The 15,054-nt window shown below is 63.1% G+C and carries 16 protein-coding genes and 1 tRNA gene; 9 read left to right on the top strand and 8 right to left on the bottom strand.

The window, feature by feature from the left end; genetic code table 11:
- Positions 1-106: 106 nt before the first annotated feature.
- The 3 genes from nuoF to KF857_11640 all read left to right on the top strand — a co-directional run bounded on the left by nuoF (position 107) and on the right by KF857_11640 (position 2,215).
- The gene (gene nuoF / locus KF857_11650; protein MBX3112651.1) at positions 107-1,435 is read left to right on the top strand and encodes an NADH-quinone oxidoreductase subunit NuoF; all 1,329 of its coding nucleotides are present in this window, start codon (positions 107-109) and stop codon (positions 1,433-1,435) included.
- A 72-nt stretch (positions 1,436-1,507) separates the two neighbouring features.
- Positions 1,508-2,131, top strand: coding sequence for a TetR/AcrR family transcriptional regulator (locus KF857_11645; protein MBX3112650.1), 624 nt, complete (start codon positions 1,508-1,510; stop codon positions 2,129-2,131).
- 8 nt (positions 2,132-2,139) lie between these two features.
- A tRNA-Arg gene (locus KF857_11640) sits at positions 2,140-2,215 on the top strand.
- Positions 2,216-2,230: 15 nt separating this feature from the next.
- Here KF857_11640 and KF857_11635 read toward each other — a convergent pair.
- Together KF857_11635 and KF857_11630 are read right to left on the bottom strand one after the other, a co-directional pair.
- Positions 2,231-3,454: an SGNH/GDSL hydrolase family protein gene (locus tag KF857_11635; protein ID MBX3112649.1), complete on the bottom strand. Its 1,224-nt coding sequence runs from the start codon at positions 3,452-3,454 to the stop codon at positions 2,231-2,233.
- Between the two features lie 2 nt (positions 3,455-3,456).
- Positions 3,457-3,789: a hypothetical protein gene (locus KF857_11630; protein ID MBX3112648.1), complete on the bottom strand. Its 333-nt coding sequence runs from the start codon at positions 3,787-3,789 to the stop codon at positions 3,457-3,459.
- 73 nt (positions 3,790-3,862) lie between these two features.
- Here KF857_11630 and KF857_11625 point away from each other — a divergent pair, with 73 nt between their 5' ends.
- The 5 genes from KF857_11625 (at position 3,863) to KF857_11605 (ending at position 8,079) form a co-directional block, all read left to right on the top strand.
- Positions 3,863-5,176, top strand: coding sequence for an AAA family ATPase (locus tag KF857_11625; GenBank protein ID MBX3112647.1), 1,314 nt, complete (start codon positions 3,863-3,865; stop codon positions 5,174-5,176).
- Between the two features lie 115 nt (positions 5,177-5,291).
- Positions 5,292-6,167: a prepilin-type N-terminal cleavage/methylation domain-containing protein gene (locus tag KF857_11620; GenBank protein MBX3112646.1), complete on the top strand. Its 876-nt coding sequence runs from the start codon at positions 5,292-5,294 to the stop codon at positions 6,165-6,167.
- A 23-nt stretch (positions 6,168-6,190) separates the two neighbouring features.
- The gene (locus KF857_11615; GenBank protein MBX3112645.1) at positions 6,191-6,412 is read left to right on the top strand and encodes a hypothetical protein; all 222 of its coding nucleotides are present in this window, start codon (positions 6,191-6,193) and stop codon (positions 6,410-6,412) included.
- Between the two features lie 166 nt (positions 6,413-6,578).
- Positions 6,579-6,833 carry a hypothetical protein gene (locus tag KF857_11610; protein ID MBX3112644.1) on the top strand — a complete coding sequence of 85 codons (255 nt, stop codon included), beginning with the start codon at positions 6,579-6,581 and terminating at the stop codon, positions 6,831-6,833.
- Positions 6,834-6,888: 55 nt separating this feature from the next.
- Entirely contained in the window at positions 6,889-8,079 is a 1,191-nt protein-coding gene (locus KF857_11605) for an ABC transporter permease (protein ID MBX3112643.1), read from the top strand.
- Positions 8,080-8,082: 3 nt separating this feature from the next.
- On the opposite strand, the gene KF857_11600 is transcribed toward KF857_11605, so the two are convergent.
- From KF857_11600 to thrS, 3 genes are all read right to left on the bottom strand, one after another.
- The gene (locus KF857_11600) at positions 8,083-8,400 is read right to left on the bottom strand and encodes a prepilin-type N-terminal cleavage/methylation domain-containing protein (GenBank protein ID MBX3112642.1); all 318 of its coding nucleotides are present in this window, start codon (positions 8,398-8,400) and stop codon (positions 8,083-8,085) included.
- Between the two features lie 123 nt (positions 8,401-8,523).
- Positions 8,524-8,994, bottom strand: a complete 471-nt coding sequence (locus tag KF857_11595) for a hypothetical protein (GenBank protein ID MBX3112641.1) — start codon at positions 8,992-8,994, stop codon at positions 8,524-8,526.
- 100 nt (positions 8,995-9,094) lie between these two features.
- Positions 9,095-10,942: a threonine--tRNA ligase gene (gene thrS, locus KF857_11590; protein MBX3112640.1), complete on the bottom strand. Its 1,848-nt coding sequence runs from the start codon at positions 10,940-10,942 to the stop codon at positions 9,095-9,097.
- 107 nt (positions 10,943-11,049) lie between these two features.
- Here thrS and KF857_11585 point away from each other — a divergent pair, with 107 nt between their 5' ends.
- Positions 11,050-11,826, top strand: coding sequence for a hypothetical protein (locus tag KF857_11585; protein MBX3112639.1), 777 nt, complete (start codon positions 11,050-11,052; stop codon positions 11,824-11,826).
- Here KF857_11585 and KF857_11580 read toward each other — a convergent pair.
- From KF857_11580 to gmd, 3 genes are read right to left on the bottom strand one after another with little or no spacing between them, the layout of a single operon-like run.
- Entirely contained in the window at positions 11,823-13,004 is a 1,182-nt protein-coding gene (locus tag KF857_11580; GenBank protein ID MBX3112638.1) for a glycosyltransferase family 4 protein, read from the bottom strand. The two genes, KF857_11585 and KF857_11580, sit on opposite strands and share 4 nt — an antisense overlap.
- Positions 13,004-13,951: a GDP-L-fucose synthase gene (locus KF857_11575; protein MBX3112637.1), complete on the bottom strand. Its 948-nt coding sequence runs from the start codon at positions 13,949-13,951 to the stop codon at positions 13,004-13,006. The genes KF857_11580 and KF857_11575 overlap by 1 nt, the downstream gene beginning before the upstream one ends.
- Positions 13,948-15,003, bottom strand: a complete 1,056-nt coding sequence (gmd, locus tag KF857_11570; GenBank protein MBX3112636.1) for a GDP-mannose 4,6-dehydratase — start codon at positions 15,001-15,003, stop codon at positions 13,948-13,950. Before gmd ends, KF857_11575 begins: the two co-directional genes overlap by 4 nt.
- Between the last annotated feature and the right edge of the window lie 51 nt (positions 15,004-15,054).

Raw genomic sequence — 15,054 nt, 5'->3', positions numbered from 1 at the left:
CACCCCTGCACTCGTGCAGGGGTGTCCGTCTTCTATGGGCCGGGACACATGGGATGAGCCCCCGCTGTTTCTCTGCCTGCTTTAAGTAGAATCACAGACACACGAGATGGCCGAGCGCAAACTCCTCTTTGAACACGCCCACGACCCCGCCTACGCGACACTGGACGGATACCTGGCCAAGGGCGGCTACACCGGGTTGAAGAAGGCGCTGGCCGGCGAGCGGCAGGCTGTCGTCGATGAAATCAAGGCGAGCGGCCTCCGGGGTCGCGGCGGGGCCGGCTTCCCCACCTGGATCAAGTGGAACGGCATCACCAAGGACAAGAAGGGGCCGCACTACCTGATCTGTAACGCCGACGAAGGCGAGCCGGGCACCTTCAAAGACAAGCAACTGATGGAGCAGACGCCCTTCCTGCTTGTCGAGGGCATGACCATCGCGGCGTGGGCCACCCAGGCCGACCGTGGGTACATCTACATCCGGGGCGAGTTCGTGGACGCGGCCCGTGCGGTGCGCCGGGCGATCGACCAAGCCTACGCGGCCGGCTACTTGGGCAAAAACATCCAGGGCAGCGGCATGGACTTCGACCTGTACGTCCACCTTGGGGCCGGCAGTTACGAGTGCGGTGAGGAGAGCGCCCTCATGAGCAGCCTGATGGGCGAACGCGGCATGCCCCGCCTCAAGTTCCCTCACGTCCCCCTGCCTACCGTCGCCGGACTTTGGGAGCACCCGACGGTCATCAACAACGTCGAGACCTACGCCTGTGCGCCCTACATCCTGACCCACGGCGGCGAGGAGTACGCCAAGCTCGGTGCGTCCACCAAGAACTCCCGGGGGACCAAGCTGTTCTCCGTCAGCGGCCACGTCAACAAGCCGGGCAATTACGAGATCGAGTTCGGAACGACCCTGATGGAACTGCTCGACATGGCCGGCGGCATGAAGGGCGGAGCGCTCAAGGCTTGCGTGCCAGGCGGGTCCTCGGTGCCGATCATCAATGCGGAGGACTGCCAAAAGGCGGTCATCGGCTATGAGGAGATGGGCGAAGTGAAGTCCATGGTGGGGTCGGGAGGGTGCATGTTCTTGAACGAACACACGTGCATCGTGAGCTTCATCTGGCGTACATCCCAGTTCTATGCCAACGAGAGTTGCGGCAAGTGCACCCCTTGCCGCGAAGGCACCAGCTGGATGGAGCAGATCCTGCGACGGATCATCACCGGCAACGGCCAGCCCGAGGACATCCAAACCCTCAAGGACGTCTGCTCACAGATTGACGGCAGGTCGTTCTGCGGCCTCGGCGACGCGGCGGCCTGGCCGGTCGCGGCGGCGTTGCGCGTCTTCCCTGAGGAGTTCGAGTACTACATCCGGCACGGTCGTTCCATGGTGACGTCCAGCGAGTCGGTCGCGATGGCGCCAGACTGGCAGCAAGCCGTCTTGGCCTGAGGCCGCAGCATTGGGACGGTTGACAAGGCAACTGTCCCAGGACTTACTGACCGATCGGTCAAACTTCTGACCATGCGGTCAACTCCACCTGCCAAGCAACTTGACCCGGCGGCGACACGGGCGTCGATCTTGTCGGCCGCGGCACGGCTCTTTGCCGACCGGGGCTTCACCGGGACAAGCACGGCCGACATCGCCGAGGCAGCCGGGGTGACCAAGAGTCTGGTGCTCTACCACTACGCCACCAAGGAAGCCCTGTGGCGCGAGGTCATCTTTGAAAGGTCTCGACCCATCCACGAGTCCGCGGGGCGGTTTCTTGAGGGAGACGGGGACATGGAGGCGAGCACCTTTCTCCGCGCCAAGTTCGAGGCGAACCGGAACGACCCTGACCTTGCCAAGTTCTTGGCATGGATGTCGCTGGAGCCCGGACTGGCCACCCCAGAAATCCGTGAGAAGGCGGCCAAGGTACGCGAGAAGATGGCGGCCGACCCGGCGCGTTACGGAATCCCCGAAGGGCTCGACCCGATGGCCTTCATGGTCGCGGTCATGTCGGCGGTCGACGGGTACTTCCGGTTCAGGAGTTTCTACAGCGTCATGGTCGGCTGTGACCTGATGACCCCAGAGGCCGAAGCGGCCTTCTTCGACGTCTTGATGAAGATGGCCTTCGGCCCCGGTCCGAGCCCGGTCCAAGTATCATAGCGGGACACCCGGCCGTAGCTCAGTGGATAGAGCGCTTCCCTCCGGAGGAAGAAGTCGGAGGTTCGAATCCTCTCGGCCGGGCCATGCACCCACCAGACCTTAGCTGAGCGGAGGCCTAGCCGTCGGAGCAAAGAGCGTCGCCACCGCCCGGGCGATGTGCAAGGCGAACACCTTGTGCCCTGCATTCGTGGGATGCACACCGTCGCTGGCCAGGAGAAGGTCGGCGTTGCCGTCGCCGGTCGTGCCACCCACCTTGCCCGTGCCGTACGTCCACGCCCGGCCCTCGTCGTAGAGCTTGGCGCCGCCCGCGTCGTAGAGCTCCCCCGCGAGCGGTGACAGGAAAGGCACCCCGGCGGCCAGGGCCGCGGTCTTGACGTCGCTGTCGGCGTCGGTGGCGTCGCTGGACGAGTTGAACGAGTCGTTCTTGGGCAGGACGCCGACCTGGAGGAACTTCGCGTTCGGGAACGCCGCTTTGACCAGGCCGTAGTACGAGGCCACCGCCGCCTGCAACGCCGCGCCCGTGTACGATCCGTTCACGCTCAGCCGGTCGTTGTAGCCGCCGAACGTGACCACCACGTCCGGCTCTAGTGAACCAAGGTCGGTGGAGGCCCGCTGGACGAACGTCTTGGTGCTCCCCGGGTTCAGGAACCCGGTCGTCGGAAGGCCGTTGATGTAGGCGTCCGCGTCGAAGAGCCGGGCCAAGTGCCCCGCATAGCCAAGCAGCGTGGAGCCGTTCGTCGCCCCGGTGCCCGCCGTCACCGAGTCACCCATGAAGAACACCCGGGGCCGCGACGACGGCGGCAAGAAGACGCTCGCCGTGGGGTCTACCCGAGTATGGGCGTATGTGACCCCGTAGAACCGCATCTTGATGCGACGGAGGGCCGTGGAGGCGAACACCCACTTGCGGTACTCGTTCCCCGATGCGATGGCCCCGTAGTTGCTGTCCACAAGGAGCCCGTCCACATACAGCTCGTGGCACGAGACATTCAGTTGTTGGCCGAGGAACATCTCGAACCGGTCCCCGTAGAGCATGAACTCCACCGAGAACGGGGCGACGTAAGACGACGCGCCGAGGACGGAGCCGCGCCAATAGGTGCCTCCGTCCTGGAGCCGTGACGTCGGCCAGTCGAAGGCGATGTTGGGCGTGTCGTACGCGAGTGCCGACGTGAGCGACGACGTCGCGCTGGTGCTGACCGTCGGGGCCGTCCCCGCCACGTTCTCTGGGGCCCTGGCCAAGCGGGTCAGGGAGAGGGCGACCCCGTCAATGGCGACGCCAGCGACTTCGGGCCGCGTGTCGCCGACGGTGTGGAGCCGGCCAAGCACCCTTAGTCGACCTCCACGACATCGGTCGCCCTCACCGTCGCCGACCCCGCCGAAACGACCGCCAGCGTCTCTCCCGCCGCCAACTTGACGGTGAGGCTCTGACCTGCCTGGAGTGCGAAAAGGTAGTCCGACGGCGAAACCGTCCCGGCCAGGGAGTCGTCCGGCGCGGCCTTTTGGAAGTAGCACGTCGCCCCGGTGGCGACGCACAGGGTGACGTGGCGCTGTTGGGTCGAGCCGGCGTCGGCGCCGGCCCACCCCGTGTCCCCGAGGACTCGTAAGACGGTGGTCGTGACGGTTTGAGAAGCGTTCCGCCCCGATTTGAGCAAGGTGATCATCGTTGTCCACCAGATCGGCCCCCGGGGCACCGGCAGTCAACCTTTGTCTAGGTCATGGGGCTAGAATCAGGGCATGGAGACGCGGTGGCCCGCACCTTTGGCCGACGGGGTCGAGCTGAGCCCCGACCAGCGGGCCGCCCTGGAGGCCGTCCCCGACATGCCCACCTACGGCCGGATGATCTTCGTCACCGGGAAGGCCGGGACGGGCAAGTCGACCGTCCTGCGCCGTCTTGTCGCAGAGACGCCGCTGAGGGCGGTCGTCCTCGCCCCGACCGGCCTTGCCGCGATCAACGCCGGTGGGCAGACGATCCACTCGTTCTTTAATTTCAAGCTCGGCCCTCTGGACGACGACCCCGAACGGGTCCCGACGTTCAAGCGTGGGGCCCCCAAACAACGGCTGATCGCTTCACTCGACCTCGTCGTCATAGACGAGATCTCCATGGTCCGGGCCGACGTGATGGACGCGATTGACCTGAGCTTGCGGCGGAACACCGGCCGGCCCGAGCCCTTCGGGGGCAAGACGATCGTGGCATTTGGCGACATGTGGCAACTTGAGCCGGTGGTGCCCGCCGGCGCGGAGGGCGAGATGATCGGCCACCGGTATGCCAGCCCGTTCTTCTTTGACGCGGACGCCGTCCGCAACGGGAGCATCGACGTCATCGAGCTCCAGACCGTCCACCGACAGAAGGAAGACCAGGAGTTCCTCTGGGCGCTGAACCGGCTCCGTCGCGGCGACACGTCCGAAACCGACTACTTCAACTCCCGGGTCGGAGCGCCGTTGGAAGGAGGGCACATCATCACCCTGACCGCGACCAACGCCCGCGCCCAGGCGATCAACATGGCCCGGTTGGCGGCGCTGAAGGCTCCGGTTTCGGTACACGAGGGGACGTTGGTCGGCGAATTTGGCAAAGACCTCCCCACCGAGCACGTCTTGCGCCTAGCCCCCGGTGCCCAGGTGATGTTTGTCAAGAACGCCAAGCAGTGGGTGAACGGCACGCTCGGCACCGTGCGGTGGGCGGAACCCGACGCGGTCGGTGTGCGCACCGAAGACGGACTGGACGTGACGGTTGAACGCGAGTCCTGGGACAAGACGCGCTACACCTGGGACCGCACCAGCCACCGGATCGTCGCCGAACCGGTCGGGACCTTCACCCAGTTCCCCCTGAAACTCGCATGGGCGGTGACCATCCACAAGGCGCAGGGACTGACCTTCGACAAGATGGTCGTCGACCTCGACACCCGGGCCTTCGCCCACGGCCAACTTTATGTGGCCCTGAGCCGCTGCCGGACGCTGGAAGGCCTATCGCTCCGACGCCCCGTCCGGGCCAGCGACTGCGTCGTCAACCCTCGGATTTGGGATTTCGACAGGATGGCCGGCCTAGCCTGACTGTTTCCAGCGCTTACCGGAAACATTTACTGAAAAGTGCCGCAACATTGGGGAACCACCTTGTTTTGGGACTTTTTGCATGGTACAGTTATTCGATCTTCAGGAGTCCTGAGATATGAAACGTGCATTCACTCTTATTGAACTGCTGGTCGTGATCGCCATTATCGCAATCCTCGCGGCCATTCTCTTCCCCGTCTTTGCCCAGGCTAAGCTTGCTGCCAAGAAGACCTCCTCGCTTTCCAACGTGAAGCAGGAGACCATGGCGGCCAAGATCTACCAGGGCGATTACGACGACATGTTCCCGCTCTCGATGAGCGGGCGCTACGGGAACCTCGGTTGTCCGACCTCCACCGGCTGCGCCGACGGTCTGCCGACCCCGTCCATGACCTGGGTCGGTATCACCGCCCCCTACATCAAGAGCATCCAGATGCTTGTCGACCCCGTCATCGGTGACGTCGCCGGCAACATCACCGGCCCGAACGCTTGGTACTACACCCAGAACCGGCGCCCGCTGTACGGCTACAACTACTTGTTCTTGGGACCCTGGTATGACTGCGACTACGGCCTGGCCCGCGGCGAGTCCGCCGCTGTGAACCCGGCCGACACGGTCATGTTCACCAACACCCAGGGCTTCACCACGAACCCGAACAGCGGTTGGTACGCGGCCAACCCTCCGGGAGCCTGGCCGATCATCGCCCCTGCGCCGCACGCCTGTATCTGGTGGGACGGCACGCAAGGATCGGGTAACTGGTCCGCCAACAACGGCGCCAAGGGCAAGATCACGGCTGACGTCCGCGCGGTCAACCCGCTCGGTGGCGCAGTCGTGGGCTTCGTCGACGGCCACGCCAAGTTCATGAAGGACGCCGCCCTCGCCGCCGGTACGGACTACGGCAGTGCGGTCTACACGAACGCCAACCACGGCGCGGTCATCACCGACATGTCCAAGTACCTGTGGGACCTCGACGAGACGACCAACGACCTCTCGCTCTAAGGGACATGGCCAAACTCTGGACAGTGGGACTCGCTATTGTCCTCGTCGCATCCGCCTTCATGGCGGGATGCGACGGGGCCGGTGCGTCGGCATCGGTGAAACAAACCACCGAACAGCCGGCCGCTCCAGGCGCGAACAACAACGGCAGCAAAGCTGACAACGCGTTGTTCCCGGTCAGCGACCCTCCGCCACCTGCCGAGGCCAAAGGCGCCGGCATCAAGGTCGGCGGAAAGGCCGGAGGCTAGCAACTGTCGTGTCGCCGGGGCCCGCGCCCGGCGACACGACCACAACAACGGTCGTCGTCGAGAGACACTTCGACAACAAAAGTAGCTTTTCCTCTCATGGCGATCGGGGGTGTCGGGGCCTTAGTGCCCCGCGCCCCTAGAAAAGTTTTGGGGGTTAGACAAAACCATGAAGGCATCGCCATTCATCTATGCCGGCGCGACGCTCGCCCTACTCATGACAGCGGGCTGCGACGCGGGCGAAAAGGTCGCCGAAAACAAGGTCGATCCGGCCGAGATTCAAAAACGGGCGGACCTCGCCAACAAGAAGTCGGGCAAGGACCTGGACAAGGGTCTCTTCCCCATGTACGACCCGCTCCCGCCTGCCGATTTGGACAAGTCCAAGAAAGACCTGACCTTCGGCAGCAAAGTCTCGGGCAAGTAGCCACATGGCCCGCAAGGGCCTATGATGCACCTCCCCTGCGTTCCACATTGACAGGGTGCGGAACCTGCGCGTCGCGCTACAAAGCCTGGTCGAGCATTGGCAACGCGCCGTGCTCAGCGCCGTGGGAGTGACTGTCGCCAGCGTCGCGATCATCCTCTTGGTCAGCATCGGGATCGGAGTTGAAAAGGACATCGGCGGGCAAGTCGAGTCCTTGGGCGTCAACCTGCTGATCGTCGTCCCGGGCCACGTCGAGTTCGGTACGTTCAACCCCAACCTGGCAGGCAAGAGCTACTTGGACGAGCGGACCGCCCGGGCGGTCTCCACGGTCGCAGGGGTCGAGCGGGTCGCCCCGCTCAGCTTTGCCGGTGGCTCGGTCGCCCACAACGGCCGCGAGGCCTATCCCTTTGTTTTGGCCACGACACCGGACTGGAAAGATGTCCATCACGCCCAGATGGTCGCGGGGCGGTTCTTCGACGGCACTGAGCAGTTAAGGCCGGTCTGTGTCCTTGGTGACAGCGCCAAGGACGAACTGTTCGGCAAAGCCGACGCGGTCGGTCAAACGGTCAAGATCGGCTCGCGGGACTACACCGTCATCGGCGTCACCCGGGAGAACAGTTCGGGTTCCGACATGTTCGCCAGTCTCAGCCTCGCCAATGTCGCCTACATCCCCCTCGCCTACTTACGGCAGCAGGAGGACGACGTCCAAATCGACCGCCTGTTCGTGCAGGTGAGCAACCACCGTGAGCCGAAGTCCCTTGTGCGGGCCGTCAGCGACCGGATCGCGACCACCCTCGACCGCAGCCAGTTCAGTGTCCTCACCCAGGAGGACCTGCTTGGCCTCGTGTTCCAGATCCTGAGCGTTCTGCGCACCCTGGTGGTGGGTCTGACCAGTATCGCCCTGTTCGTCGGCGGAGTCGGCGTCATGGCGATCATGCTGATGTCGGTCAACGAGAGGCAAAAGGAGATCGGCGTCCGCAAGACGGTCGGCGCCCGGCGCGGGGACATCTTCGCCCAATTCCTCTTGGAAAGCGCCATCATCGGGACGGCGGGCGTCTTGGTCGGGCTCGCCGCGAGCGGTGTCGCCATCGTGCTCATCGCCCAGACAACGAGCATCAAGCCTCTCCTGACTCCGGGGACGGTGGCGACCGCGTTCGCGGTCGGGGTCGGGGTCGGCACCCTCTTCGGGCTTGTCCCCGCGGTCAAGGCGGCGCGTCAAGACCCAGTGGTCAGTCTCCGCAACGAATAGGCGTCACGGATAGTGGATCGAGCAATGGACTTCGGCATTGCCGTTGCCGATCGTGTAGATGCCGTTTTCGGGGCACTTGGGGAAGGACTTCATGTAGGGCGCGAGATCGGCGGCCGTCGCGGTGTCGGTCGCGACCTTGCCTTGGTCTTGGATCCACATCTGCTTGGCCTGGTTGATGACGCGGCGGTTGTCGTCGCAGGCAGTCTGGTTGCTCGTCTCCCTTACTTTGAGCCAAGAAGGCACAGCGATGGCCAACATGATGCTGATGACCAGCACCACGATCATGATCTCAACGAGCGTAAAGCCGCCTTTCTTTGACATGATGAGACAGTCCCTTCCCTCTTATCGGTTTATGTTCCATGTCTCTTGACCGCTCAACAAAAAACAGAGAAGACCGCCAGTCCAGCGGTCTTCTCACGCTTCACAGCGATCGTGACGGGTGCCTTAGCCTTTGCCGCTCCTGCCGCCCGACTTGGCGGACGTGGTCTTGGCCGACCGCGACTTGGGGCTGCTGGCCGAAGTCGCCGGCTTGGTCCCCGGCACATAGTTGACGATCACCGCGTTGGCCTTGATCGCGTTCTTGGTCGCCTTGCCAAAAACGGTGACGCTCGAACCAGGTTTCAGGCTAGACAGCGTGAATGACTTGCCGGCTTTGTCCGTGATCTTGGCACCCGTGGTGTCGACGACGAAGCTCCCCTTCTGGTGCTTGTTCGCCGAGCCGAATGTGAACTTGCCGTCCTTGATCGCGTCCTTGGTGACCGTGCCCCAGAACTTGTCGCCGGCCGGAAGTTTCATGTGCTCGGATGACTTCGCGGTGGACGACTTTGCTGGCTTGTGGGTCGTCGCAGGTTTGGAGTGGGTCTGGGCAAAGGCTCCGGTCACCATCATGGTGGCGGCAGCGGCAGCCAGGATCATACGCAAGGTCGGTTTCATTGGGTTGGTCTCCGTGTGGACGGCGTTTTCGTCCGTCCACACCTGACAATTGAGACATGGCTCCTGGCTGATTGGTGCCCGACTAGGACTCGGTTGACAGTTTCTTGATCAACTCTGGGACGGTCGTCGCCCCTAAGTCCTCGCCCTCGCGAGACCGCACACCGACCGTCCCCGCCTCCGCGTCCTTGTCGCCGACGACGAGCATGTACGGCACCTTGAGGTGGGTGTTGTCCCTGATCTTTTTGCCGAGGGACTGCCGACGGTCGTCTACCGTGACGCGGAAGCCGGCACTGCCCTCCACCGCGGCAAAGGCGACGCTCTCCGACGACTCGTCGTGGGCGGCGTTGAAGGGGAACCCCTGCAGGGCTGAGGCGACCGCATAGGCGTACTTGTTGTGCCGGTCCGCGATCGGGAGCACCGCAACTTGCACCGGCGCAAGCCAGAACGGGAACGCCCCGGCATAGTGCTCGGTCAGGAGCCCGATCATCCGCTCCATGGAGCCGAACGGGGCCCGGTGGATCATGATCGGCCGGTGGGGCTTGCTGTCCTCGCCGATGTACTCCAGGTCGAACCGCTCGGGCAGGTTGTAGTCCACCTGCACCGTGCCCATCTGCCAGTCCCGGCCTAGGGCGTCCTTGATGATCAGGTCGAGCTTCGGCCCGTAGAACGCGGCGTCCCCGGGAGAGACGAAGTATTCCATGCCCATCTTCTGGCACGCCGTCTCGATGGCTTGTTGCGCGGCCGTCCAATTCTCCTCATGCCCGATGTACTTGGCGCTGGCCGGGTCTTTGGTGCCCAATCGTGCCTTGAAGTTGGTCAGGCCAAGTTTCTTGAGGACAACCTGCATGAGGTCGACCACCCCGATGAACTCGTCGACCAGTTGGTCGGGTCGGACGAACAAGTGGGCGTCGTCCTGGGTGAACCCGCGGGCGCGAAGGATTCCGGTGACCTCACCGCTTTGCTCGTACCGGTGCACCGTGCCGAACTCGGCGTAGCGCACGGGCAGGTCGCGGTAGCTCCGCATCGCAGACTGGTAGATCTCAATGTGGAACGGGCAGTTCATGGGTTTGAGGATGTAGGTCTCCTTCTCCTCGTCCTCCATGAAGGGGAACAGCTTGTCCTTAAACGTGATGATGTGGCCGCTTTTCTCGTAGAGCTTGATGCTGGCGAGCTGAGGCGTGATGACGGGCTCGTAACCCCGTTTCAGTTGTTCTTCGCGGAGGAAGGCCACCATCGTCTCGCGCAACACCGCCCCTTTGGGCAGCCACAGCGCCAGGCCCGTGCCGACGCGTGGGGAGAACATGAAGAGGCCCAACTCCCGGCCCAGCAGGCGGTGGTCGCGCTTCTTGGCCTCCTCCAGTTGGTGAAGGTAGGCGTCCAGGTCTTCCTTCGTCTCGAAGGCCGTGCCGTAGATGCGGGTCAGCTGCTTGTTTTTGACGTCGCCGCGCCAATAGGCCCCCGCAATGGACATCAGCTTAAAGTTCTTGATTTGGGCGGTGTTGTCGACGTGCGGGCCTCGACACAGGTCGACAAAGACATGTTCGACTCCTTGCTTGTCCGTCCCACGTTGTTCGTAGAAAGAGATCGGCTCGCCGTCGGGGATCGCGTCCAGCAATTGGAGCTTGTAGAGGGCCTGGCTCTCGCCGTCCGTCAGCACGATGCCCCGGGCTTCGGCGCGGTCTTTGGCCTCACGCCGGACGATGGGTTGCTTGAGATTGCTCAGCTCCCTCATGCGCTTCTCGATTTTCTCGAGGTCCTTTTCCTGGAGCGGCTCTTCGAAGTCGATGTCGTAGTAGAAGCCGTTTTCGACCGGCGGGCCGATGGAGAGTTTGGCGGAGGGCCAGAGTTCCTGGACGGCTTGGGCCATCAGGTGGGCGGCAGAGTGTCGCAACCGGTAAAGGTCGGACTGTTCGTAAGGTACTTGGTTCATGTGTGTTCCCTCCCAGACAATGGGATTGAGCTGTCGGAGGCATTATACTTGTCAATGTCCATGCAGTCCCGGAACAGAGGCAGGGGCATGGCCAGTCAAAGATGAACGTGAAAGCCGTCCTGGTGACCGTCCTGACCTTGGCCGTCTCGACCGTGTGGGCCGACGACCTGCTGACCGCGCGCCAGATGGTCGCCGAAGCCTATGGCCGGCTTGCCCTCCAAGACGTCGTCCATATCAACCTGAGCGGCACGACCACGACCGGCGACGACGAGTCGCCTTTTGCCGTCCAAATGGTCGTCAAGCGGGTGGTGACGAACGCCAAGGAGACGGTCTACCTGGAGGGCCTAGTGTCGGCAAGGGAAAAGATCACCCACCGCTATGTGGCCGACGGAGAACACCTCTGGGTCTATGACGCGGCCAAAAACACTTACAGCGTCGTCAAGTACGGCGACGCCCCCACCCCGGCCCTGCAGGGTTCAAGGCTCTTTTCGACGCTAAAGCGGGTCACCACAGGCCCGGCCCAGTTCGCGTCGGGGTTCCTGGCCGACATCGACCGCTGCCGGACAGCCGGTTCGGCGGCCGTGGCCGACACATGGACGCCCTACCTCTCGACCGCGGTGGTCACGACGAGTGGCCTCGGCATCGCCTGCAACGCCAGGGCACCGCAGCAGGTCACGTTGACCTATGGGTTCCAACGAGACCCCGACCAGTTGCTCTGGTTCTCGTCGGCGACCTACGAGGCGTCAAAGGTCGTGGGCAACGCACTCCAGCAGACGGCCTGGACGATGATGGAGTTCGCTACGCCTCCCAGCACCACGGACTTCACGTTCAACCCGGGTGACGCGACTCCCGTCAGCATCACCTTGGCCCAGGGCGGCGGCTAGGCGTTAAAGATGGCTTCGAACCGGTCGGTGATGGCCCCGACGTCGAAGGTCTTCGCCGCGTAGGCCCTTCCGTTCGCGCCCATCTGCCGGCGCCGTTCCGGGTCTGACCCGAGTTCTCGCGCCGCCTCGATAAATGCGGCCTCGTCCAACGGCGACACAGCGAGACCGGCGTTATGACCGGTCACGATCCGAGCGATAAGGTTCTCTGGCGGGACGGCAAGCAGGATCGCCCGACCCGACGAGAGGTAACTCAGCACCTTCGATGGCACGGAAAAGACGCCCGCCGAGGGCTCAAGGATCGCCACGAGGACGTCGGCCGAGCCCAAGACTTGGGGGAAATCGTCCACCGACTGGAACGGGAGGAGGACAACATTCTCAAGTCCCCGTGCGGCGGCGTTTTCGCGCAACCAATCGACGCTTGAACCTTCACTGACAACGACGAGCCGGAACGACGGGTCGCTGCGGTGCTCTTCGGCCAGCTTGAGCAAGAGACCCGGGTTATGCTTCATGCCCAAAGTGCCGGTGTAGACCCAGTTTGTGGTCTGGTCCAGGCCCTTGGACCGCGACCACTCGTTCTGCTTCTCGCTCAGAGGGATCTGATCGATCGGCGACCAATTCTCCACGACATGGACGTTGGTCTGCTCCTCCGGAACAAACGGCCGGAAGTCCTCGGTGATCACGACAACGGCGTCGGCGTCGGCCAACAGCCTCCGTTCGTACCCGACAAACAGCTTGCCGATCACCCCACCCACAATCGGCACCTTGTGCCGCATGATCTTGTCGGCAGCGATACCAATAAGGTCTTGAAGCCAAAAGAGGTGGCGTCCACCTTGGCGGTGGGTCGAGGCCTGGATCGCCTTCACCGCGTCCAACGGCGAGCTGCACGTCAGGACCCAGTCAGCCGTGAACCTTTCGACTTCCTGTCGGGCAAGTTCGCCATGTTCGATGTCGGCCTGACGCCGACGGAACAGGTTCGTTTTGTCGAAGACGCCTCCGGCCAGGGTGATACCCTTGATGTCGAAGTGGGGCGAGTCGTCGGCCCGGCGCACTAGCTCACCGTGAGGGCTGACGAACGACGCGGAATACAAATGCAACACCTCGTGCCCGCGCCGGGCAAGTTCACGGCTGAGGCTCAGCGGGAACATGTGTCCCGGGTAGTCGTGGACGACGACACGCATCAGGCCGACACCCGGTGGTTGGCCCTGAAGTCCTCGACCGCTCCGGCGATCCCTTCGCGCAAGCTGATTTTGGGTGTCCAACCCAGGCTCCTCATGGCCGAGTTGTCCATTAGTTTGCGTGGGGTGCCGTCGGGTTTGGTCGGGTCATAGTTCGTTCTCCCTTGGTATCCGACGACCCCTGCGACCATCTGGGCCAGGTCCGCGATCGAAATCTCGTCACCACTACCCAGGTTCATGATGTCTGGGGCGTCAGGGTGCTCGAGGGCAAACAAGATGCCGTCCGCACAGTCGTCCGAGTGCAAGAACTCGCGGAGGGGGGTTCCCGTGCCCCAGATCGTCACCTCGTCCACGCCTTGCTCGTGGGCCTCGACAAAGCGCCGGATGAAGGCGGGCAGAACGTGCGAGTTGGTGGGGTGGTAGTTGTCCCCCGGCCCGTAGAGGTTGCATGGGAGCACGCTGCGGTAGTCCAATCCGTACTGCTTGCGGTAGTAAGCTGCCATCTTGATCCCGGCGATCTTGGCCACCGCGTACGCCTCGTTGGTCGGCTCCAGGGCACCGGTCAACAAGCTCGACTCTTTGATCGGTTGGTCGGCAAACTTAGGATAGATGCATGAACTGCCCAAGAACATCATCCGTTCCACACCGGCCCGCTTGCTTCCCTCGATCATGTTGGCCGCGATAGCGATGTTGTCATAGGCGAACTCGGCCGGATAGGTGTCGTTAGCGACGATGCCGCCGACCTTAGCTGCCGCCACGACCACCACGTCCGGCCGCTTGTCGGCAAGATAAGCGAAGGTCTCCGCTTGGTTTGTCAAGTCGACGCTTGACCGCCCTGCCTCGATGACGTCGCTGAATCCGCGGGCCCGGAGCGCACGGACGACGGCGGAACCGACCATGCCGCGATGGCCGGCGACAAGGACGCGGTCGCGCGGATCAAGGGCCTTCATTGGGCGTTCACACCGTACTTTTGCGCCGCCTCAAAATCCGCTTTCACCATGAGGCTGCACAGGGCGCGGGCCTTGGTCTTGGCCTCCCAACCCAGGATCTGCTTGGCCTTGGCCGCGTTGCCGACGAGAAGATCGACCTCCGCCGGGCGATAGAACTGTGGACTGACACGGACGACGGTCTTTCCCGTCTTCCGGTTGATGCCAACCTCCTGGTCGCCTTCACCGCAAAACTCCAGCGGCATGTCAAGCTCTTCAAACGACCACTGCACAAACTCGCGGATCGTTTGGGTCTCGTTGGTGGCAAGGACAAAATCGTCCGGCTTGTCCTGCTGCAACATCCGCCACATCCCTTCGGTGTACTCCGGAGCGTAGCCCCAGTCTCGCTTGGAGTCCATATTGCCCAGGGTCAGCACGTCCTGCAGGCCCAGCTTGATGCATGCGGCAGCTTGGGTGACCTTGCGGGTGACAAACGTACGTCCACGGCGCGGCGACTCATGGTTGAAGAGGATGCCGTTGACCGCGAACAAGTCGTACGATTCCCGGTAGTTGACCACGATCCAATAGCCGTAAAGCTTCGCGACCCCATAAGGCGAACGGGGATAAAAAGGTGTGTTCTCGTCCTGCGGGACGGCCTGGACTTTGCCGTAGAGTTCGCTGGTCGACGCCTGGTAGAAGCGCGTCTTTTCCTTAAGCCCGACTTCCTTGATCGCGTCCAGGAAGCGGAGGGTCCCGACTCCGTCGACTTCAGCGGTGTACTCGGGAACCTCGAACGAGACTTTGACGTGGCTCTGGGCCGCAAGGTTGTAGATTTCGTCCGGCCCGATCTTTTCGAGCAGGCGGTTAAGATTGCTGCTGTCGGTGAGGTCGCCGTAGTGAAGGAAGAACCGCTTGCCGTGGATCTCCGGGTCGTCGTACAGATGGTCGATGCGGAAAGTGTTGAGGCTCGACGACCTCCGGACCATACCGTGGACGGTGTAGCCCTTCTCCAATAGCTGTTCAGCCAAATACGAGCCGTCCTGGCCCGTGATCCCCGTGATCAACGCGACTTTCATGGTGGTCAAATGCGTCCTTGCGACCTTGCTCTCCTGGTTTTACCAGACCAG

Source organism: Fimbriimonadaceae bacterium, from assembly GCA_019638795.1.
Lineage (GTDB): Bacteria > Armatimonadota > Fimbriimonadia > Fimbriimonadales > Fimbriimonadaceae > JAHBTB01.
Note: the sequence above shows the minus strand (reverse complement) of the source record. Positions and strands in the feature narration are given on the sequence as shown.

Coding starts and splice junctions, on each gene's coding strand:
- nuoF (MBX3112651.1), top strand. CDS start 107: ATGGCCGAGCGCAAACTCCTCTTTGAACACGCCCACGACCCCGCCTAC.
- KF857_11595 (MBX3112641.1), bottom strand. CDS start 8,994: ATGATCCTGGCTGCCGCTGCCGCCACCATGATGGTGACCGGAGCCTTT.
- KF857_11575 (MBX3112637.1), bottom strand. CDS start 13,951: ATGAAGGCCCTTGATCCGCGCGACCGCGTCCTTGTCGCCGGCCATCGC.
- KF857_11600 (MBX3112642.1), bottom strand. CDS start 8,400: ATGTCAAAGAAAGGCGGCTTTACGCTCGTTGAGATCATGATCGTGGTG.
- KF857_11620 (MBX3112646.1), top strand. CDS start 5,292: ATGAAACGTGCATTCACTCTTATTGAACTGCTGGTCGTGATCGCCATT.
- KF857_11580 (MBX3112638.1), bottom strand. CDS start 13,004: ATGCGTGTCGTCGTCCACGACTACCCGGGACACATGTTCCCGCTGAGC.
- KF857_11630 (MBX3112648.1), bottom strand. CDS start 3,789: ATGATCACCTTGCTCAAATCGGGGCGGAACGCTTCTCAAACCGTCACG.
- KF857_11645 (MBX3112650.1), top strand. CDS start 1,508: ATGCGGTCAACTCCACCTGCCAAGCAACTTGACCCGGCGGCGACACGG.
- gmd (MBX3112636.1), bottom strand. CDS start 15,003: ATGAAAGTCGCGTTGATCACGGGGATCACGGGCCAGGACGGCTCGTAT.
- KF857_11625 (MBX3112647.1), top strand. CDS start 3,863: ATGGAGACGCGGTGGCCCGCACCTTTGGCCGACGGGGTCGAGCTGAGC.
- KF857_11610 (MBX3112644.1), top strand. CDS start 6,579: ATGAAGGCATCGCCATTCATCTATGCCGGCGCGACGCTCGCCCTACTC.
- thrS (MBX3112640.1), bottom strand. CDS start 10,942: ATGAACCAAGTACCTTACGAACAGTCCGACCTTTACCGGTTGCGACAC.